At 60.0% G+C, this 19011-nt stretch carries 16 protein-coding genes; 7 read left to right on the forward strand and 9 right to left on the reverse strand.

What is annotated here, in order from left to right:
- Positions 1 to 39: 39 nt before the first annotated feature.
- Positions 40 to 1353, forward strand: coding sequence for a hypothetical protein (locus ACUN0G_RS31015; RefSeq protein ID WP_258345292.1), 1314 nt, complete (start codon positions 40 to 42; stop codon positions 1351 to 1353).
- Positions 1354 to 1520: 167 nt separating this feature from the next.
- Here ACUN0G_RS31015 and ACUN0G_RS31020 read toward each other — a convergent pair whose 3' ends face one another.
- Positions 1521 to 2849, reverse strand: coding sequence for a sigma-54 dependent transcriptional regulator (locus ACUN0G_RS31020; protein ID WP_063029507.1), 1329 nt, complete (start codon positions 2847 to 2849; stop codon positions 1521 to 1523).
- A gap of 342 nt (positions 2850 to 3191) precedes the next feature.
- Here ACUN0G_RS31020 and ACUN0G_RS31025 point away from each other — a divergent pair, with 342 nt between their 5' ends.
- A complete protein-coding gene (locus ACUN0G_RS31025; protein ID WP_445575263.1) occupies positions 3192 to 3452 on the forward strand; it encodes a hypothetical protein in 261 nt (86 codons plus the stop codon).
- Positions 3453 to 3589: 137 nt separating this feature from the next.
- Here ACUN0G_RS31025 and ACUN0G_RS31030 read toward each other — a convergent pair whose 3' ends face one another.
- From ACUN0G_RS31030 to gnd, 3 genes are read right to left on the reverse strand one after another with little or no spacing between them, the layout of a single operon-like run.
- A complete protein-coding gene (locus ACUN0G_RS31030) occupies positions 3590 to 4414 on the reverse strand; it encodes an HAD family hydrolase (RefSeq protein ID WP_258345290.1) in 825 nt (274 codons plus the stop codon).
- On the reverse strand, positions 4411 to 5934 hold the full coding sequence (zwf, locus tag ACUN0G_RS31035) for a glucose-6-phosphate dehydrogenase (RefSeq protein ID WP_258345289.1): 1524 nt from the start codon (positions 5932 to 5934) through the stop codon (positions 4411 to 4413). The genes ACUN0G_RS31030 and zwf overlap by 4 nt, the downstream gene beginning before the upstream one ends.
- Positions 5931 to 6938 carry a phosphogluconate dehydrogenase (NAD(+)-dependent, decarboxylating) gene (gene gnd, locus ACUN0G_RS31040; RefSeq protein ID WP_269458737.1) on the reverse strand — a complete coding sequence of 336 codons (1008 nt, stop codon included), beginning with the start codon at positions 6936 to 6938 and terminating at the stop codon, positions 5931 to 5933. The genes zwf and gnd overlap by 4 nt, the downstream gene beginning before the upstream one ends.
- A 244-nt stretch (positions 6939 to 7182) precedes the next feature.
- On the opposite strand from gnd, the gene ACUN0G_RS31045 reads away from it, so the two are divergent.
- From ACUN0G_RS31045 to ACUN0G_RS31060, 4 genes are all read left to right on the forward strand, one after another.
- The gene (locus ACUN0G_RS31045) at positions 7183 to 7359 is read left to right on the forward strand and encodes a DUF6026 family protein (protein ID WP_445575264.1); all 177 of its coding nucleotides are present in this window, start codon (positions 7183 to 7185) and stop codon (positions 7357 to 7359) included.
- A 156-nt stretch (positions 7360 to 7515) separates the two neighbouring features.
- Entirely contained in the window at positions 7516 to 9258 is a 1743-nt protein-coding gene (locus ACUN0G_RS31050) for a phosphoethanolamine transferase CptA (protein WP_258345284.1), read from the forward strand.
- A 156-nt stretch (positions 9259 to 9414) separates the two neighbouring features.
- Positions 9415 to 11664 carry a TonB-dependent siderophore receptor gene (locus ACUN0G_RS31055; RefSeq protein ID WP_445575265.1) on the forward strand — a complete coding sequence of 750 codons (2250 nt, stop codon included), beginning with the start codon at positions 9415 to 9417 and terminating at the stop codon, positions 11662 to 11664.
- 151 nt (positions 11665 to 11815) lie between these two features.
- Positions 11816 to 12031, forward strand: coding sequence for a hypothetical protein (locus tag ACUN0G_RS31060; protein WP_076014847.1), 216 nt, complete (start codon positions 11816 to 11818; stop codon positions 12029 to 12031).
- Between the two features lie 99 nt (positions 12032 to 12130).
- On the opposite strand, the gene ACUN0G_RS31065 is transcribed toward ACUN0G_RS31060, so the two are convergent.
- The 4 genes from ACUN0G_RS31065 to ACUN0G_RS31080 form a co-directional block, all read right to left on the reverse strand.
- A complete protein-coding gene (locus ACUN0G_RS31065; RefSeq protein WP_421523692.1) occupies positions 12131 to 12622 on the reverse strand; it encodes a GNAT family N-acetyltransferase in 492 nt (163 codons plus the stop codon).
- 91 nt (positions 12623 to 12713) lie between these two features.
- Positions 12714 to 13847, reverse strand: a complete 1134-nt coding sequence (gene zapE, locus ACUN0G_RS31070; RefSeq protein WP_445575266.1) for a cell division protein ZapE — start codon at positions 13845 to 13847, stop codon at positions 12714 to 12716.
- A gap of 22 nt (positions 13848 to 13869) precedes the next feature.
- Positions 13870 to 14211, reverse strand: coding sequence for a nuclear transport factor 2 family protein (locus tag ACUN0G_RS31075; protein WP_063029487.1), 342 nt, complete (start codon positions 14209 to 14211; stop codon positions 13870 to 13872).
- Between the two features lie 52 nt (positions 14212 to 14263).
- Positions 14264 to 14980 carry a helix-turn-helix transcriptional regulator gene (locus ACUN0G_RS31080; protein ID WP_258345278.1) on the reverse strand — a complete coding sequence of 239 codons (717 nt, stop codon included), beginning with the start codon at positions 14978 to 14980 and terminating at the stop codon, positions 14264 to 14266.
- Between the two features lie 184 nt (positions 14981 to 15164).
- Here ACUN0G_RS31080 and ACUN0G_RS31085 point away from each other — a divergent pair, with 184 nt between their 5' ends.
- Positions 15165 to 16220, forward strand: coding sequence for an aldo/keto reductase (locus ACUN0G_RS31085; RefSeq protein WP_177071353.1), 1056 nt, complete (start codon positions 15165 to 15167; stop codon positions 16218 to 16220).
- 121 nt (positions 16221 to 16341) lie between these two features.
- Here the strand turns inward: ACUN0G_RS31085 and pepN are convergent, their stop codons facing one another.
- Positions 16342 to 18999: an aminopeptidase N gene (pepN, locus tag ACUN0G_RS31090; RefSeq protein ID WP_445575267.1), complete on the reverse strand. Its 2658-nt coding sequence runs from the start codon at positions 18997 to 18999 to the stop codon at positions 16342 to 16344.
- Positions 19000 to 19011 lie beyond the last annotated feature (12 nt).

Below are 19011 nucleotides of genomic sequence, written 5' to 3' on the forward strand. Positions count from 1 at the left end.
GCCTCGACACTTGCGCATTAGAAAGGGACGGCTTATTTCATGCATCGATCGCTATCGTTACGTGCCGTAATTTGCTTGAGTACGCTCCTGCCCGCATCCATGTTGTATGCCGCGCCGGACACCGACATCGACACATTGAAAAAGGAACTGCTGGAACTCAAGCAACGCTACGAAGTGCAGCAAAAAGCACTGGCGGTGCTGGAACAACGAGTACGCCAGGTTGAAGAACAGCCGGCGGCCCCGCCTCCCAAACGCCTGGCCAAATCCCCGGCAGACTTCCAGAAAGGCGGCACCACGGTGGCCGGAAACACCCCCGGCGTCGGTGCGGCTGCCGCATCGGGCGGTGCAGGTGGTGGCGCATCCTACGGGCAGTCGCTCAAGGACGACTCGGCCCCGGCACAGAGTGTGAGCAACCTGTATAACGAGGCGAGCGGTTTCTTCGGCGATGGAAAATTCAGTTTTGAAACCGGTATTACCTATGCTCGTTACGATGCCCGTCAGTTAACCCTCAACGGCTTTTTGGCGCTGGACTCGATCTTCCTGGGCAATATCAACCTGGACCGGATCAAGGCCGACAACTGGACGCTGGACTTGACGGGGCGCTACAACCTCGACAACCGCTGGCAATTCGATGTGAACGTGCCGGTGGTTTATCGTGAATCGACTTATCAATCCGGTGGCGCCAATGGCGGTGCCGGTACGGCGACGTCAGAGGAGTCGGTCAGTCGTGACCCGACGATTGGCGACGTCAACTTCGGCGTGGCCTATAAATTCCTCGACGAGACGGCCAGCCTTCCGGATGCCGTGGTATCGCTGCGCGTCAAGGCGCCTACCGGTAAGGAACCGTTTGGTATCAAGTTGGTACGTTCACCCAACAACACCAACCTTTACGTGCCGGAAAACCTGCCGACCGGCAACGGCGTCTGGTCGATTACGCCGGGGATTTCCCTGGTCAAGACTTTCGACCCGGCGGTGCTGTTTGGGTCGCTGTCCTACACCCACAACTTCGAAGACTCATTTGACGACATCAGTTCCACGGTCAATGAAAAAGTCGGCGGCAAAGTACGCCTGGGAGACAGTTTCCAGGTCGGCGTCGGCGTGGCCTTTGCGCTCAACGAGAAGATGAGTATGTCGTTTTCGGTCTCCGACCTGATCCAGCGCAAGAGCAAGCTGAAGCCGGACGGCGGCGACTGGCAGTCGGTGGTGTCCAGCGACGCCAACGCCGGCTACTTCAACGTCGGCATGACGATTGCGGCAACCAACAACCTGACGATCGTACCGAACCTGGCCATCGGTATGACGGATGATGCGCCGGACTTTACCTTCAGCCTGAAATTTCCGTACTACTTCTAAACAGAACACTGTAGGAGCGAGCTTGCTCGCGAAAACTCTGAGAGCGACGCGGGGCACCCTAAACCCCGCGTTATCGTTAACGAATTTCGCGAACAAGCTCACGCCTACAGACAAGGAAAAGCCCCGCAACGATAAGGGTCGTTGCGGGGCTTTTCGGTTTACCCGCCCTAGCGGATCTGGTGTTTGTGCAGCAACCGGTAGAACGTCGGCCGGGAAACCCCCAGCACACGGGCCGCGACACTCAGGTTGTCGCTGTGCCGGTTGAGCACATCGCACAGCGCCTGGCGTTCGGCACGGTGCTTGTAATCCTCCAGTGTAGCCATCGGCAGCGCGATTGCCTGCTGGCTTTGCAGTCCCAGATCAACGGCTTCGATTTGCCGCCCCTCAGCCAGTACCAGGCCACGCCGCACGCGGTTGGCCAACTCCCGCACATTGCCCGGCCAGCCGTGCTCGCCCATGGCCACCAGCGCGTCTTCACTGAAGCTGCGGGGACGCCGGCCGGTTTCCTGGCTGTAGAAGTGTGAAAAATGGTTGGCCAGCATCGCCACGTCACCATGGCGTTCGCGCAACGGCGCGGTCACCACTTGCAGGACGTTGAGCCGGTAGTACAAGTCTTCCCGGAAGGCGCCTTTTGCAACGGCGGCTTCCAGGTCGACGTGGGTGGCCGCCAATACGCGCACGTCCACCGGAATCGGTTGGCTGCCGCCGACGCGTTCGATCTGTTTTTCCTGGAGAAAACGCAGCAGGTTGGCTTGCAGCTCCATGGGCAAGTCGCCGATCTCATCGAGAAACAGGGTACCGCCATGCGCCGCCTCGATCCGCCCGATCTTGCGCTGATGGGCACCGGTAAAGGCACCCTTCTCATGGCCAAACAGTTCGGACTGGATCAAGTGCTCGGGGATCGCCCCGCAATTGATCGCCACAAACGGCTTGGCGTGGCGCTGGGATTGGCGATGCAGGGTGCGCGCCACCAGTTCCTTGCCGGTGCCGCTGTCGCCGCGAATCAATACCGGGGACTCCGTCGGCGCCAGTTTGGCCAGCAGTTTGCGCAGTTCACGAATGGGGCGGCTGTCGCCCAGCAACTCATGCTCCGGCTGGCCGGCAGGCGCGTTGTTGCCCTTGCCTCGCAGGCGCGCCATGCCAAAGGCGCGGCCCAGGGTGACTTGCACCCGGGACACATCGAACGGCAAGGTATGGAAGTCGAAGAACCATTCGCAGACAAAATCGCCGACATTTTGCAGGCGCAGCACTTCCTGGTTAAGCACGGCGATCCACTCGGTGCCGCTACGGCTGATCAGTTCCTTGACCGCTTCGGGCCGCTCCAGATGAAACGGCTGCAGGCGCAACAATCCCACGTCGCAAGAGCGTTCACCCACCGACTCTAGGGCACAGCTGTCCACGTCCCACCCGGCGGTGCGCAAACCCGGTAATAGCCCGTGGCAGTCATCACAGGGATCGACCACAAGCAGACGGCGCGGCGCAGGTGCAACAATCATGACTATTCCTTGGCGTCAAAATCGTTAAAGTTATTCAAAAACAGTTATTTGGAAAGCCTGATGGCAACACTAGCAAGATTTTGACGCGACCTTTGTACCCATTCGTTATAAGGCGCGCACAAACCTGCCCTTTTCTAACAGTCGGGTGCGGTCAAATGTCGCGGCGTAACTTTCACGAGGCTTTCAACATAGCCCCTTACATGACTTTAATCAGGGAAAGTTAAAAAATCTTCTTCTAACATGTGACCCGTACCCGGTGATCGTGCATCAGTACAAGTAACCAGTCGTTAGGCACGCCCAACCAACGGCTTCACTTGAATGGGCATTTAGAGAGAAGACCCCATGAACGCCCCGCTCCGCATCAACGAAGCTCTTTTGATCGCAGGCCGTGCTTTCCAGCCCTTTCAATGTGTGGCCTGGCACGACGGCAACGGCGCCCTGAGCCTGAGCGTCATCGACCGCACCAATACCCGTATCGGTAGCAAGCAGCTGTCTTCCAGCACTTATTCCGACCCGGCACAGCTCGAAGACTTGCTGTTGCAGGCCCGCGCTGAACTCGATAAAGATGGCTATCAGTTGCGATCCTGGGCAATGCCCAAGTAACTGAAACTCCCGTGGGACGGCACCAGAAAGTGTGCCGTTTGACAGCGCGGTATATTGACCCGCACTAACACGAGTAGATAGTCAGCTATGCAAGTTGCAACTTTGCATAGCCGACTACTTATTAGTGGGGTTGCCAATCAATCGGCCGAGAGAATAAACCGCTCTATGGCTTCCGCCGCGCCATCGTCGACATTACTGCCGGTCACGACACTGGCCTGGCGCTTGACCACTTCTTCGGCCTGGCCCATGGCAATCGACCACCCTGCCACGTGAAACATCGCCGGGTCATTGCCGCCATCGCCGATGGCGGCGGTCTGTTCCAGTGGCACACCCAGGTGCGCAGCCAGGGTCTTCAAGGCTTCACCCTTGTTGGCTTTCATGGCGGTCACATCCAGGAACACCGGCTGCGAGCGGGACACCTGAGCCAAACCCTCGACTCTCGGCTGCAACTGCGCCTCAAGCTCGATCAGCAACTGGGTATTGGTACTGGCCGCCACAATCTTGTCGACCCGATCCAGGAACGGCTCGAAACTCTCCACGACGATTGCCCCATAACCCAGGCCATGTTCCTCGCGAACCGCCATGGGCCCGCCAGGATCTCGGCGCAGCCAGTCACCGTCGGCAAACAGCCAGACTTCCACGTCCGGCTGCGGCGTAAACAAGGCCAACGCCACCAGCGCCGCTTCTGCCGGCAAGTGATGCGCCACCAGAATACTGCCGTCGGGATTGACCAGCGTGCCGCCATTAAAGCCGGCAATGGGCACATCGATGCCCAGTGCTTCGACCTGCTGACGCATGGCCTTGGGTGGTCGCCCACTGGCCAGGCTGAAAAACACCCCGGCCGCGCGCAAGGCGCGAACCGTATCAATGGTGCGCTGGCTGAGGCTGTGATCCGGATGCAGCAACGTGCCGTCCATATCACTCAACACAAAGCGGATGGGTTGACTCGGCAAGTCACTCATCCGAGGCTGTGCCAGGTACGGCCATCGCGGGCCAAGAGTGCATCGGCTGCCGCCGGACCATCCTCACCCGCCTTGTAGGCCTGGATGCCGTCGTCCTGCTTCCACGCATCGAGGAAAGGCTGCACCGCACGCCAGCCGTTTTCGATGTTGTCGGCGCGCTGGAACAAGGTCTGGTCGCCGGTCATACAGTCGTAGATCAGGGTTTCGTAACCCGTCGACGGCTGCATTTCGAAGAAGTCCTTGTAGGCAAAACCCAGTTCCACATTGGCCATGTCCAGGGTCGGCCCGGGCTTTTTCGCCAGCAGGTCGAACCACATGCCTTCGTTCGGCTGGATCTGGATCTTCAGGTACGTCGGCTTGAGTTCATCGACCTCGGTATCACGGAACTGCGCGTATGGCGCCGGCTTGAAGCAGATGATGATCTCGGTGTCGCGGATGCTCATGCGCTTGCCGGTGCGCAGGTAAAACGGCACACCCACCCAGCGCCAGTTGTCGATCATCACCTTGAGGGCGACGAACGTCTCGGTGCTGCTGTCGGGCGCAACGTTGGCCTCTTCGCGGTAACCCGGCAGTTGCTTGCCGGCGACTTCACCGGCGGTGTACTGGCCGCGCACCGAGTTGGCCCGTGCGTCTTCCAGCGACCAGGGCCGTATGGCCCCGATCACCTTGGCCTTCTCGCCCCGCACCGCATCGGCGCCAAAGGCGGCTGGCGGTTCCATGGCGACCATCGCCAGCAGTTGGAACAGGTGATTGGGCACCATGTCCCGCAACGTGCCGGTGTGTTCGAAGAAGCTGCCACGGGTTTCCACGCCGACGGTCTCGGCGGCGGTGATTTGCACGTGGTCAATGTAGTGGTTGTTCCAGAACGCCTCGAACAGCACGTTGGAAAAACGGCTGATCAGGATGTTCTGGACGGTTTCCTTGCCCAGGTAATGGTCGATGCGATAGATCTGCTTTTCGCTCATCACTTTGAGCAGGCAGGCGTTCAGCGCTTCGGCGGTGGCCAGGTCGGAGCCGAAAGGCTTTTCGATCACCACCCGGCGGAACGCCTCCGGGGTTTCTTCCAGCAGGCCGGCAGCGCCGAGGCGCTGCACCACTTCGGCGAAGAAACGCGGCGCAGTCGCCAGGTAGAACACCGCATTGCCGGTCCCACTGTCAGCGATCTTCTTGCCGATATCCGCGTAGGTGCCGTCGTCGAGAAAGTCACCCTCGACGTAGCTGATGCCCTTGGCCAACTGAGCCCACAATTGCGGGTCCAGGGCGTCATCACCCTTGCCCTTGACCTTGCTGGCGGCCTCGGTGCGAATGAAATCCTCGAGTTTCTTGGCAAAATCGGCGTCGCTGATGGCGTTGTGATCAACGCCCACGATGCGCAAACCGTTACCCAGCAGTCCATCACGACTGAGGTTGTACAGCGCCGGCATCAGCAGGCGCTTGACCAGATCACCGTGGGCACCAAACAGAAACAGGGTGGTGGGCGGAGCGGGTTCGGCCTTGGGTTTCTTGCCGTTGGCGGTCATTTTTTGGGCGTCTCCACATGGCCGCCAAAGCCGAAGCGCATGGCAGAAAGCATTTTGTCGCCGTAAGTACTTTGCTGGCGGGAGCGGAAGCGCGCGAACAGCGAATTGGACAGCACCGGTACCGGTACCGATTGCTCCATGGCGGCTTCGATGGTCCAGCGGCCTTCGCCACTGTCGGCAACCGAGCCGGAATAACCGTCGAGCTTCGGATCGGTGGCCAGGGCATCGGCGGTCAGGTCCAGCAGCCAGGACGACACCACACTGCCACGACGCCAGACTTCGGCGATGTCGGCAACATTAAGGTCGAAGCGCTGGTCTTCCGGCAGGTTTTCCGAGTTCTTGGTCTTGAGGATGTCGAAACCTTCAGCGAAGGCCTGCATCATCCCGTACTCGATGCCGTTGTGGATCATCTTGACGAAGTGCCCGGAACCGGCAGGCCCCGCGTGGATATAGCCGCGCTCGGCACGGCTGTCAGCTGCAGCAGAACGGTCCTTGGTGCGCGGAATGGTCCCCAGGCCCGGCGCCAGGCTTTCGAAAATCGGGTCCAGCAGTTTAACGGTCTCGGCGTCGCCGCCGATCATCATGCAGTAGCCGCGCTCCAGGCCCCAGACGCCGCCGGAGGTGCCGACGTCGACGTAGTGCAGGCCTTTTTCCGACAGGGCCTTGGCCCGGCGGATGTCATCCTTATAGAAGGTGTTGCCGCCGTCGATGATCACATCACCGTCTTCCAGCAGATGGCTCAATTCTTCAATGGTGTTTTCGGTCGGGTCGCCTGCCGGCAGCATCACCCAGATCGCCCGAGGCTTTTGCAGCCCGGCCACCAAGCCCGCCAGGTCGGCAACGCCCGTGGCGCCCTCGCCTGCCAGACCTTTTACGAATGCTTCATTGCGGTCGTAAACCACGGTGGTATGCCCATTGAGCATCAGGCGCCGCGCAATGTTGCCACCCATGCGGCCTAGTCCAATAATCCCCAGTTGCATGTGCTGATGCTCCTTACTACGAATAAATGTGTGACACAGTTTATAGCGCAATGAGGCTAATGAGGGTTAGTCCAGAGCGGATTGGCATAGTTTCATGACAAAAAGTGGCCATCCTTTAGCCTTCAGTGGGAAAAAAGTCACAGTGACCGCCAAAAATAAAAAAGTTCCCTTCGCTTAAAAAAGAATTCAGAATTGCGCCGACTGTTGCCGAGAGCCTCGAATCAAGCGCTCTGGCACCGCGATACACCGGCTATTTGCGAGGTAAGCAATGAGCACTGCACACATGACCCGTCCGCCACAGACCCTCTACGTCACCATTCGCCGTGATGAATTGCGCCAGTTGAAAGACGAACGCGACCAACTGCAACAGGAAGTCATGCGCCTGCGTTCGCACTTGCAGGGTCAGCTCCATCAGCCGTCCGGCACCCAGCCCGCACTTTGCTGAACGTGAGCTGAACGAACCGTTCAGGAATAACTCACGAAGTTTTCACATCCTCATCCCGATACTCCCGCCGAATCGGGCCGCGCCACGTGCGCAGGCCCTCTGTTGGCGTGCATCCCTGCGCGTCAACACTGAAAAATTATCGGGTTGGAGCGCTGGATGGCGATGTTCAAACGCAGCACTACGTCTGCGAAAGGTTTTGATTGGGCCGGCCTCGGCTGGATGTTCCTGTTCTTCTGGTATTTCTCGGGCATTACCCAACTGCTGATCCAACTGACCGGCACCTCCGGCTTCAGCGGTTTCCGCCAGGCATTTTTCATGAGCGCCCTGTGGCTGGCGCCGATGCTGTTGTTCCCGCGTCGCGCGCGCCTGGTGGCAGGGTTGATTGGCGTGGTGCTGTGGGCCTGTTCCATGGCCAGCCTGGGTTATTTCTTCATCTACCAGCAGGAATTCTCCCAAAGCGTCATCTTCATCATGTTCGAGTCGAACATCTCTGAAGCCGGCGAGTACGCCACCCAATACTTTGCCTGGTGGATCGTGCTGGCGTTCATTGCCCACACGGCCATGGCGGTTTTCCTGTGGACCCGTGTACGCCCGGTTTACCTGCCACGTGGCCAGGCCATGCTGGCGGCCGCCGCCATCGTGATTGCCATCGTCGGCTACCCACTGGTCAAGCAGATCGCCAAGAGCGAGACCATGGAACTGGCCATCGACCGTTTCGAGACCCGCATCGAACCGGCCGTGCCGTGGCAGATGATCGTCGCCTACCGCCGCTACACCGAACAACTGGACAACATGCAAGGCATGCTGACCAGCGCCAGCAAGATCCCGCCCCTGACCAACCTCAAGGACAGCATGGCCGGCCAGCCGTCGACCCTGGTGCTGGTGATCGGCGAGTCCACCAACCGCCAGCGCATGAGCCTGTATGGCTACCCGCGTAACACCACGCCGGAACTGGACAAGCTGCGGGATCAACTGGCGGTGTTCGACAATGTCATCACCCCGCGCCCGTACACCATCGAAGCGCTGCAACAGGTGCTGACCTTTGCCGACGAAGAAAACCCGGACTTGTACCTCAAGACCCCGTCCATCGTCAGCGTGATGAAACAGGCCGGCTACAAGACCTTCTGGATCACCAACCAGCAGACCATGACCAAGCGCAACACCATGCTCACGACCTTTTCCGAACAGGCCGACGAGCAGGTGTACCTGAACAACAACCGCAACCAGAACGCGCGCCAGTACGACGGCGACGTACTCGAACCGTTTGCCAAGGCGATGTCCGACACCGCCGAGCGCAAATTCATCGTGGTGCACCTGCTGGGCACCCACATGAGTTACCAGTACCGCTACCCGCCGACTTTTGACAAGTTCACCGATCGCCAGGGTGTGCCTGCCGGGGTCAGCGACGCGCAATTGCCGACCTACAACAGCTACGACAACGCGGTGCTGTACAACGATTTCGTGGTGTCGAGCCTGATCAAGGACTACGCCAAGACTGACCCGAACGGCTTCCTGCTGTACCTCTCCGACCACGGTGAAGACGTATTCGATTCGGCCGGCCACAGCACCCTGGGCCGTAACGAAGGCAAACCGACTGCGCCGATGTACACCATTCCGTTCATGGCCTATGCGTCGCCCAAGTGGCGTGAAAGCCACGACTGGAGCTTTGGCGGCGACTTGCAGCGGCCCTACAGCAGCTCACAGTTGATCCATACCTGGGCCGACATGGCGGGGTTGAGTTTTGATGAACTGGACCACAGCAAGAGCCTGGTCAGTGACAGCTTCAAGCCGCGACCGCTGCTGATTGGTAATCCTTATGAACGCCAGCAAAAGCCCTTGATTGACTTCAGCCTGATCAAGCCGAAGAAAATCGACTCGACTGAAGTGGTTATCAAGTAGGCCCAACAGTCTGGGTTTCACCTGCGCAATGCGGTGAAACCCGACGTGGCCTCCAGCACAAAGATAATAATTATTCTCGTTTAGCGCTAAAGTTCCCCACCTCCTTTCGTCTTTGAGCCAATGGCATTTTTCATAGACGACAAGGAGTTCGCCGCGATGTTCGCGCCTATTACCCGTTCCATGACCTTGACCCTGGGCCTTTTCAGCGTGGCGCTGAGCCCGGACCTGTTGGCTGAAAACGACCCTGAAAAGGAATCGCACACGCCGGGCAATGCCCTGGAACTGGGCAGCACCCGCATCACCGCCGACAGCCTTGGCGCCAACACCGAACACACCGGTGCCTACACCACAGGCTCCATGAGCACCGCCACCCGGTTGAACCTGTCCATCAAGGAAACCCCGCAGTCGGTCTCGGTGATCACCCGCCAACAGATGGACGACTTCAACCTCAACACCCTGACCGAGGTGATGCGCCAGACCACCGGCGTGGTGGTGCAACATCTGGACTCCGACCGGGTCGGCTACTCCTCACGCGGTTACGGCATCACCAACTTCCAGATTGACGGCATGCTCAACACCTTCGGCCGCATGAAGTCCGATGCCGACACCATCATCTACGACCGGATCGAAGTGGTACGCGGCGCCACCGGCTTGACCACTGGTGCAGGCGACCCTTCGGCCACGGTCAATATGGTGCGCAAACGTCCGACGGCCCAATGGCAGGCAAAGACGGGCATCAGTGGCGGCTCCGATGACAATTACTACAGCTACCTGGATGTCGGCGGCCCCTTGGCGTTTGATGGGCGCCTGCGGGGCCGCACGATGCTCGCCTACCGTGACACCCAGTCCTACCGCGACAACTACGCGCTGCAACGGGAAGTCGGCTACGGCATCCTCGAAGGCGACCTGACCGACGACACGGTGCTGGCGGTGGGCTTTGACTATCAGAACAAGCACGTGCAAGGCACCGCGTGGGGCACCTTGCCCTACTGGAACAGTGACGGCAGCAAAGCCAAGCTGCCCCGCTCCGCCAACATCGCGGCCAAGTGGAGCTCCTGGCCGCTGAAAGACGAAATCACCTTTGCCACCCTCGACCATCGGCTGGCCGGTGACTGGCATTTGAAGGCTGCCTATACCCACCGCGAAAGCGCCACGGACGGCAAGGTGTACTACGGCGGCTCAGGCTTCCCCAATGCCGACCGCAGCGGCATGACGGCCTGGACCAGTCACATGCTCGGCACGTCGAAAATGGACGTGCTGGACTTGAACCTGGCCGGGTCCTATTCCCTGCTGGGTCGTGAGCACGAATTGATGGTGGGTTATGGCGAGTCCGAGCAGCGCGATTCTTCGCCACACCTGCGCGACGGTCCGGTGCCGAAGAATTACACCAGCATCGACGACTGGAAACACATGGGCGGGATCGGCAAGTTCCCCGACGCCAACACCGGCCTCAAGGGCGAACAAGGCAGCACTCGCCAAAAGGCCGGCTACCTGGCCACCCGCCTGAGCCTGACTGACCGCCTGCATGCCGTGTTGGGCAGTCGTTATGGCAGTTGGGAGATCGAGAGCACCACGTACAACTACCACGAGGACACCGACCAGTACCTCGGTGCAACAAAATCCAGCCAGACCCACAACGACATGTGGACGCCCTACGCCGGCCTGCTCTACGACTTGACCCCGGAGTACACCGTCTACGCCAGCTACACCGATATCTTCAACCCCCAAGAGCAGCGTGACGCCGGCAAGCAATACCTGGAGCCGGTGGTGGGCAGCAACTACGAAGTGGGCATCAAGGGCAGCCTGCTGGAAGAACGCCTGAACCTGGCGGCCGCGTATTTCTGGAGCAAGCAGGACAACGTCGCGGAACTGGACAGTTCGACGCCACCGGATCCGGACACCGGCGAGCTGTTCTACGGGTCCGGCGGCAAAGGCAACACCGTGCAGGGCTTCGAAGTGGAGGTGTCCGGAGAGGTGCGCCCCGACTGGAACCTGACCGCCGGCTACACCTACACCCACTCATTGAACGGCGACAAGCAACGCAATAACACCCACCTGCCGCTGAACCTGCTGCGCGTGTCCACAGCCTATCGCCTGCCCGGCGAATGGCACGCACTGACAGTGGGCGGCGCGGTGAATTGGCAGAGTGATTTCTACGACGTTGCCTATCGCCCCGTGGGTAGGGATTCCAGTGGAACGTTGATCAGGGAGCAGACCCGAATTACTCAGCAGGCCTATACCGTGGTCAATCTGATGTCCCGCTATGAGTTCGATAGCCACTTGTCGGCGTCACTTAATATCAACAACCTATTTGATAAAAAATATTACGAACGTGTCGGCTTTTATAACGGCGTGTATTGGGGAGACCCGCGCTCCATCAGCCTTGCACTGGATTGGAAGCTCTGAATTCATCGCGGCGAAAGAGTGGAAGTTAACGAAATCGTTAACTTCCGGTCAGCGCGAGGTTAACCCTTACTTAATATCATGGGTCCACAGTCTCCCCATCCCGCCGCTGATCACACTGCGCGGAACCCAACACACTTAATGAGACACTGCCATGAAAATTTCGACTGTTATCCTTGCCGGCCTGATGACCATGACCTCCGTAGCCGCCTTCGCAGAAGGCGGTTCAGAGCGCTCGAAGGAGTTCTACAACAACTTCACCTTCGTTCAGGAACAGACTCACGGTGCCGCCCAGCAAACAGCGATGGCTGACGGCAAGACTGCAAAACCTGCCACTGCCGACCAAACTACCACGACACCTAATACCTGATTTACCCGTAATACCCTGTGCTATTCCGCTCTGATAGCCAAGGTTTATTTGGCGCCACTTGCTGGCGCCTTTTTTTGCCTTTAATTAAATAAACATTAATTAAAGCGGCTTGTTCCAAAACAACATGCGGCCATGCTCCGCATCAAATACAGCGTCTTCGAAACCAAACTTGCGATACGCCGACTGCGCCACGTCATTGCCTTCAAGCACTTCGAGGGTGATCTTGCAGCAGCCGCGCTGTCGAGCAATTTCCTCGACCTTTTGCAGCATCTTCTGGCTCAAACCCAGGCCGCGGAATTTGTCCATGACCACCACGTCGTGCACGTTGACCAGCGGACGGCAAGCAAAGGTGGAAAACCCTTCAAAGCAGTTCACCAGACCCGCCGGCGTGCCGCCGACAAATGCCAGCACGCTGAACGCATGGGCACGCTTGGCCAACTCCGCCGGCAGTTGCTGCAAACGGTCGGCCGGCAGGCTTTGGCCACCGCCCATGGGGTCTTCGGCGTAATGATTGAGCACCAGGCCAATGGCCTCGGCGTGTACCGGATTGGTGTAGCTGGCTTGCAGCACCAGGATGTCTGGGGTGTCCATTTCCTTCCTCGTTAACGGTGCAACAGGGACTCGGTCCCCGTAAAAGGGATCGATTGTAAGCATGGAGCAGGCATTAGATGAAGGAGATTAACTACATTTGCCCGCGTGAAAGCGCGCCAGGCTCGCCAAACCGAGCCAGTTGCATCTCCTGCAAGCGGCTCAGGGTGCGGCGAAAAGGAAACTCCAGGTAACCCTCGGTATAGAGGCTTTCCAGGGGTACTTTGGCCTCGATATACAGCGGCACTTTGCGGTCGTAGCACTCGTCCACCAGGGCGATGAAACGCCGGACGCTGTCGTCATGCACCGACAGTTCCGGCAGCTCCCGGTCACCGGCATCCACCCGTTCGGCAGCATCTTCGGTGCCACGAGCGATTCGTCCCGGACGCTTTTGTGCGCTTAGATTCGGCACCTCGCCGAGCAAAATCGCCTTGAACCGATCACACAGCAGCATGAAATCCATGGCGGCCAACGGCTGTTCGCACAGGTCGGCATAACGACACCACAGCACCGTTTCACTGGACTGTACTGCCACGATGGAGCGGTTGCCGACCGCAACCGGCGCGCTGCTTACCGCCTGCCCAGGGCTCAACTGGCGAAACACCTCGGCCAACGCCCCAGGCTGATCAATCCAATAACGTTGCAGCGCAGTCCCCGGATGCAGGCGATGATCTTCCCCGCCATCCACTGCCACCACCCGCATATGCTGTTTGATGGCCTCGATTCCCGGCAGGAAACGATCGCGATTGAAGCCATCGGCGTACAGCTGGTCCGGTGGCTGGTTGGAGGTGCAGACCATCACCACGCCTTCCTCGAACATCACCTGGAACAGCCGGCCAAGAATGATCGCGTCACCAATGTCATTGACGAACAGCTCATCAAAACACAGCACCCGCACTTCCCGGCTCAGTTCACGGGCCAAGGCCTGCAAGGGGTCGTGGGTGCCCGTCAGTTGGAACGAGCGCTGGTGCACCCAGCCCATGAAGTGATGGAAATGCTGGCGCCGGGCAGGCACTCGCAGGCTTTGGTAGAACTGGTCCATCAGCCAGGTCTTGCCCCGGCCGACCGGCCCCCACAGGTACACCCCGGTGATAGGCCCATGCCCATGGTGCAGGGCTTGATGGCAATCTTGCAGGGCTTGCACCGCCTCACGCTGGGCGTCGTCGGGGACGAAACCCTGTTCGGTGATAGCGTGCTGGTAGGCGGCGAGTGGCGAGTCGAAAGTCATGCCCGGCAGTATGCCATGACGGCTACAGGGAAATATCCAATCGGGAAATCTTGCCCTGCTCATTGAGGCGGAAGGTGTAACGCAACTCCAGTGGGCTGCCGGGAAAACTGCCGGTGATCAGGTTGCTGACCAGCACCTTGCCGGTGCGATGCTGCACATTCAGCACCTGGACCTTGGGCTGGTAACGGCGCCCGGTGTCTTCCATCCAGCGAGCAATGGCCGCGGTACCGACCTGGTGCTCGCCTTCGTCGAACACGTTGGCATCTTCGGCAAAACAGTCGGCGACCAAGGATGTGTCGCCAGCATTCGCAGCGGCAATGTAGGTTGCAATCGCCGGGGCCAGTTCGGGGGTGGGTTGGGACATGGTGACAGCTCCTTGTTAGTGATTTATGGAGCCATGCTAAAGCAGCGTTGTGTCAGTTCTTGTCAGGAGTGAATGGCCCGGATTCGTTCTGTTCCATCAGCTTGCGCCAGGCCCGCAACCAGTCGCTGCGCCGCCCCGGATAACGCTCGCCGTGAAGGCTGGCAGCGGCCACCCGGTCGGTGCGGAAGGTGCGATAGGCCCCGCGCAATTCGCACCACGCAACGATCACCCGCACTTCGTTGAGAAAGCCCAGGGCCAGCGGCCAGATCAGGCGCTGGCTGGCGGTCTGGCTGGCGTCGGCGTAATCGATGTGCAGCTTGGCCTGGCCGCGAATGGCCTCGCGAAACACGTTCAGCGGCACGCGATTTTCCGGGTAGCCGAACCCTGGCGGGCCCGGCAACAAAGTGGGATTGCGCAACGCTTCCTGGGCCGCAGGATCAAGCACGTCAGCAATCTTCGCCAGGGCATTCGCCGCCGCCTGGCTCAGTACGTCATCACCGCGCTGGTCGACATACCGCAAGCCCAGCACGATGGCTTCGGTCTCGTCGGCATTGAGCATCAGCGGCGGCAGGAACAGGCCTGCACGCAGTACATAACCCACGCCCGCCTCGCCATAGATCGGCGCGCCCAACGCCGTCAGCTCGGCGATGTCGCGGTACAGCGTGCGTTCGGATATCTCCAGTTCCGCCGCCAGCACGGCGGCCGTCACCGGGCGTTTCTTGCCCCGCAGGACTTGCAACAAGGTCAGCAGACGGCTGGTACGCGACACGTTGATCACGCTCGAAAAAAGGAAGGTGGCGAAGCTTAGCAGAGGCCACTGTCAGAAAGTGTCAGGAGCAGGCGCCCTGCCCTTCAACGGCAAAAAAAGCCGCTTGACGAAAAATATGACTCACATCATATTAAATAGATGTTGCAAAACATTTAAACCAAACCACAGCGTCAGGAGTTCTCGTATGCGCAATAAAGTCTTTGGCCGTCGCAGCGGCCTGCGGGTTTCGGAGTTGGCCCTGGGCACCGCCAACTTCGGTACAGGCTGGGGCCACGGCGCCGAGCGCGAAGAATCCAAGCGGATTTACGACGGCTACCTTGAGGCCGGCGGTAATTTCCTCGATACCGCCAACGGCTACCAGTTCGGCCAATCGGAAGTGCTGCTCGGCGAGTTTATTGCGTCGGAACGCGACCGCCTGGTGATCGCCAGCAAGTACACCTTGCGCACCCAGCCTCAGGACGAAGGCACCCTCAAGCTCGGCAATAACCGCAAGAACATGGTGCGCGCCGTCGAAGAAAGCCTGAAACGCCTGAACACCGATCACATCGACCTGTTCTGGGCGCATATCAGCGACAACGTCACGCCGATGGAAGAGATCCTGCGGGGGTTTGATGACCTGGTGCGGGCCGGCAAGATCCACTACGCCGGGCTGTCCAACTTCCCTGCCTGGCGCATTGCCCGCGCCGACCTGCTCGCCGAAGTGCGCGGCTTTGCGCCGCTGGTAGCGATCCAGACCGAATATAGCCTGGCCGAACGCACAGCCGACCGTGAGCTGCTGCCCATGGCTGAAGCCCTGGGTCTGGCCGCCACGTTGTGGTCACCGTTGGGGGGTGGTTTTCTTACCGGAAAGTACCGCAACAGCCAGGAGGATACTCGCGCCAGCAAGCTGGGGATTCTGGTTCACGCGGAAAAAAGTGCCCGGGAAACGGCAGTGCTCGACACCCTGCTGGCCGTCGCCGGTGAACTGGACGCCACGCCGACTCACATCGCCATCGCCTGGCTGCGGGAAAAGGCCCGTCGCTCCACCACCGCACTGATTCCGATCCTGGGCCCGCGTACCCGCGAACAGCTGGATGGCACCCTGGGCGCTTTGAGTGTGCAACTCTCGGCTGAGCAAGTGGACCGTCTGGATGCTGCCAGCGCGATACCGCTGGGCGTGCCCCACGAGATGATCGCGGAGCGCTTCCCACGTTATACCGACGATGATGCACAAGACCTGCGCTGGCCGCCGGTTATCTAAGACCCATTGTGGCGAGGGAGCTTGCTCCCGCTGGGCTGCGTAGCGGCCCCAAAATCTTGGGAGCGCTGCGCACTCCAGCGGGAGCAAGCGCCCTCGCCACAGATGCAGTACTCAGCCTCAGTTAAGCGAGGCTCTTGCTCACCACCTCAAACACATCGCTGGAGAGCTCGCCCGAAGCGCGAATCCGCTCCAGTTCGCCTTTCATCAGCGCCTGTCGCGCGCTGTCGTACTTGCGCCAGCGGGTCAACGGCGCCAACTGCCGCGAAGCAATCTGCGGGTTGAAGCCGTTCAACTGGATCACCAGGTCGGCCAGGAACCGATAACCCGAACCGTCCGCCGCGTGGAAGTTGATCAGGTTCTGCCCGGCAAACGCGCCCACCAGTGCCCGCACCTTGTTCGGGTTCTTGATATTGAACGCCGGGTGCTGCATCAATGCCTTGACCCGCTCCAGCGCGCCCGGCAAACCACTGCCCGCCTGCACGCTGAACCACTGGTCCATGACCAGCGGGTTGTCCTTGAAGTTCTCGGCGAACACCGCGAGGGCCTTGGCCTTCTCTTCTTCGAACGGCGAGTTGACCAGCACCGCCAAGGCCGTCAGGCGCTCGGTCATGTTGTCGCACGCGTCGAACTGCTCAAGGGTTGCCGCCAGCACTTCCGGCTTGCCGCTGAGCATCAGGTAAGACAGCGCGATGTTCTGCAACGCGCGACGGGCGAAGTGTTCCGCCTCGGCCACGTACGGGGTTTTCTTCGACAGGTCGCGGTTGGCCTGGTAGCGCAGCCACAAACCTTCGAACAGGTGATCGGCCAATTGCTTGCGGGCGAACTCGCGGGCCGCGTGGATGGCGTCGACATCCGCCACTTCGCTGATTTCAGTCAGGTAGGCTTCGCTCGGCAGCGACAGCATTTCCGCAACCATCGCCTGGTCCAGGCTTTCATCGCTCAACACGCTGCGCAGTGCGGTGACCAGGCGTTGATCCAGCACCAGTGCCTTGCCCTGCTGATGCTGGGCGATCAGCTCCTGCAACACCTGCACCGACAGTTGCTGGCCGGCGTCCCAGCGATTGAATCCATCGCTGTCGTGCTGCATCAGGAACATCAATTGGTCGCGGTTGTACGGGAAGCTCAGTTTCACCGGCGCCGAGAAGCCACGCAGCAGCGACGGCAGCGGATGTTCGGCAATGTCGACAAAGGTAAAGGTCTGCTCGGCTTCGGTCACCGAGATCACCCGGGACGTGGCGCCCGCCGCGGCTTCACCGGCCAGGCGCAAGGCGATACCCGCGCCCGTGCTGTCCAGCAGGCCCAGTTCAACCGGAATCACGAATGGCAGTTTCTCGACTTTGTCCGGGGTTTCCGGGCAGCTTTGACGGAAGGTCAGGCTGTAGGTTTTAGCCGCCGCGTCGTAGGACTCGCTCACCGCCAGGCGTGGTGTACCGGCTTGGCTGTACCAGCGCTTGAACTGGGTCAGGTCGGCGCCATTGGCGTCTTCCATGGCCTTGATAAAGTCGTCGCAGGTCACAGCCTGGCCGTCGTGGCGTTCGAAGTACAGGTCGCTGCCCTTGCGGAAGCCTTCGGCGCCGAGCAAGGTCTGGATCATGCGAACCACTTCCGAGCCCTTTTCGTACACGGTCAGGGTGTAGAAGTTGGAGATCTCGATAAAGCCGTCCGGGCGTACCGCGTGGGCCATCGGGCCAGCATCTTCGGCGAACTGGTGCGTGCGCAGGTAGGCTACGTCCTGGATACGCTTGACGGTGGCCGAGTTCATGTCGGCAGAGAACTGCGAATCACGGAACACCGTGAAGCCTTCCTTCAGCGACAGCTGGAACCAGTCGCGGCAGGTCACGCGGTTGCCCGACCAGTTGTGGAAGTATTCGTGGGCGACGATCGCCTCGACACGCTGGTGCGCGGCGTCGGTGGCGGTTTCGGCGCGGGCCAGCACGGCGCTGGAGTTGAAGATGTTGAGGCCCTTGTTCTCCATGGCGCCCATGTTGAAGTCGTTGACCGCGACGATCATGAAGATGTCGAGGTCGTACTCGCGGCCATAGGCTTCTTCGTCCCAGCGCATGGACTTCTTCAGGCTGTTCATGGCGTGCTGGCACTTGTCGATGTTTTCCGGCTCGACATAGATGCGCAGCGCCACGGTGCGCTCGGTCATGGTGGTGAAGGTGTCTTCGACGCACCACAAATCACCGGCCACCAGTGCGAACAGGTAAGCCGGTTTCTTGAACGGATCTTCCCAGGTCGCCCAGTGCCGGCCGTCTTCGCCAGGGCCGGAAGCAATCGGGTTGCCATTGGACAGCAGCACCGGATAGCTGTGCTGCTCGGCGATCACCGTGGTGGTGAACACGCTCATCACGTCCGGGCGGTCGAGGTAATAAGTGATCTTGCGGAAACCTTCGGCCTCGCACTGGGTGCAGAACATGCCGCCGGATTTGTACAGGCCTTCCAGGGCGGTGTTGGTTTCCGGGTGGATCTTCACCGTGGTGTCGAGGGTGAAGGTCGCGCTGGTGGGGTGCACGGTCAGGTGGCTGTCGCTCAACTGGTAGTCGGCGTCGGTCAGTTCCTGGTCGGCCAGGTTTACCGACAGCAGCTCCAGCTGCTGTCCATCCAGCACCAGCGGCGGCAGGCCGGCGCCGCGCTCGGGGTTGCGGCGCATCACCAGCTGCGCGTGGACCAGGCTATGGTCCTCGAACAACTCGAAGGTCAGGTGCGTCTCGTCGATCAGGTAGTCCGGCGCCTGATAGTCCTTCAGGTAAATCATCTTCGGCTGTTCGGTGCGCATGTCTGTCGTCCT

The sequence above is a fragment of the Pseudomonas sp. 32A genome, from assembly GCF_052682255.1.

Bases quoted from the DNA above. Each gene is read 5' to 3' on its own strand.
- ACUN0G_RS31015 (WP_258345292.1), top strand. From the start codon at position 40: ATGCATCGATCGCTATCGTTACGTGCCGTAATTTGCTTGAGTACGCTC.
- ACUN0G_RS31020 (WP_063029507.1), bottom strand. From the start codon at position 2,849: ATGATTGTTGCACCTGCGCCGCGCCGTCTGCTTGTGGTCGATCCCTGT.
- ACUN0G_RS31025 (WP_445575263.1), top strand. From the start codon at position 3,192: ATGAACGCCCCGCTCCGCATCAACGAAGCTCTTTTGATCGCAGGCCGT.
- ACUN0G_RS31030 (WP_258345290.1), bottom strand. From the start codon at position 4,414: ATGAGTGACTTGCCGAGTCAACCCATCCGCTTTGTGTTGAGTGATATG.
- zwf (WP_258345289.1), bottom strand. From the start codon at position 5,934: ATGACCGCCAACGGCAAGAAACCCAAGGCCGAACCCGCTCCGCCCACC.
- ACUN0G_RS31045 (WP_445575264.1), top strand. From the start codon at position 7,183: ATGAGCACTGCACACATGACCCGTCCGCCACAGACCCTCTACGTCACC.
- ACUN0G_RS31050 (WP_258345284.1), top strand. From the start codon at position 7,516: ATGGCGATGTTCAAACGCAGCACTACGTCTGCGAAAGGTTTTGATTGG.
- ACUN0G_RS31055 (WP_445575265.1), top strand. From the start codon at position 9,415: ATGTTCGCGCCTATTACCCGTTCCATGACCTTGACCCTGGGCCTTTTC.
- ACUN0G_RS31060 (WP_076014847.1), top strand. From the start codon at position 11,816: ATGAAAATTTCGACTGTTATCCTTGCCGGCCTGATGACCATGACCTCC.
- ACUN0G_RS31065 (WP_421523692.1), bottom strand. From the start codon at position 12,622: ATGGACACCCCAGACATCCTGGTGCTGCAAGCCAGCTACACCAATCCG.
- zapE (WP_445575266.1), bottom strand. From the start codon at position 13,847: ATGACTTTCGACTCGCCACTCGCCGCCTACCAGCACGCTATCACCGAA.
- ACUN0G_RS31075 (WP_063029487.1), bottom strand. From the start codon at position 14,211: ATGTCCCAACCCACCCCCGAACTGGCCCCGGCGATTGCAACCTACATT.
- ACUN0G_RS31085 (WP_177071353.1), top strand. From the start codon at position 15,165: ATGCGCAATAAAGTCTTTGGCCGTCGCAGCGGCCTGCGGGTTTCGGAG.
- pepN (WP_445575267.1), bottom strand. From the start codon at position 18,999: ATGCGCACCGAACAGCCGAAGATGATTTACCTGAAGGACTATCAGGCG.